General features: G+C 35.3%; 1 protein-coding gene. It reads left to right on the top strand.

Features of this window, described 5'->3' with window-relative positions; genetic code table 11:
* Window positions 1-196 precede the first annotated feature (196 nt).
* The gene (locus CSV68_RS16645; RefSeq protein ID WP_233192958.1) at window positions 197-430 is read left to right on the top strand and encodes an HTH domain-containing protein; all 234 of its coding nucleotides are present in this window, start codon (window positions 197-199) and stop codon (window positions 428-430) included.
* The last annotated feature ends 15 nt before the right edge of the window (window positions 431-445 follow it).

Below are 445 nucleotides of genomic sequence, written 5' to 3'. Positions count from 1 at the left end.
GAAGCGGGAGTGAATTTTGAAAAGTATTTGCGGATGCTGTTGTGAGAAGTTCTAGAAAAACACTACTAGAGCGAACACATAAAAAATCCCCAGCCCTATTTTAAAATGTACCCTATAAGATAGACACTTTGAAAAAAGTCTATCCTATAGGGTACTTTTGTTTATAATGAATAAAAAGATGTGGGAGCGGATGAATGTGACTGAACGATTGTTTACCTTAAAAGAACAAGCACGCTTGCAATGCAATCCTAACGTACAAGCTGTTAGTGATAAATCCATCACCTATACAGATGAGTTTAAACGTCATTTTATTTCGGAAAATGAAAAAGGAAAACTGCCGCGAGACATTTTTGAAGAGGCTGGATTAAATGCCGATTTAATAGGATTAATGAAAGGACGATCTTTGGATACTGTAACTTCAGTTAACTAGTAGAGTAATTTGTAT

Source organism: Sporosarcina sp. P29 (assembly GCF_002743265.1).
In the GTDB taxonomy this organism is placed as follows: domain Bacteria; phylum Bacillota; class Bacilli; order Bacillales_A; family Planococcaceae; genus Sporosarcina.
The sequence above is the reverse complement of the archived record's forward strand: the minus strand, read 5'-3'. Positions and strand labels throughout refer to the sequence as shown.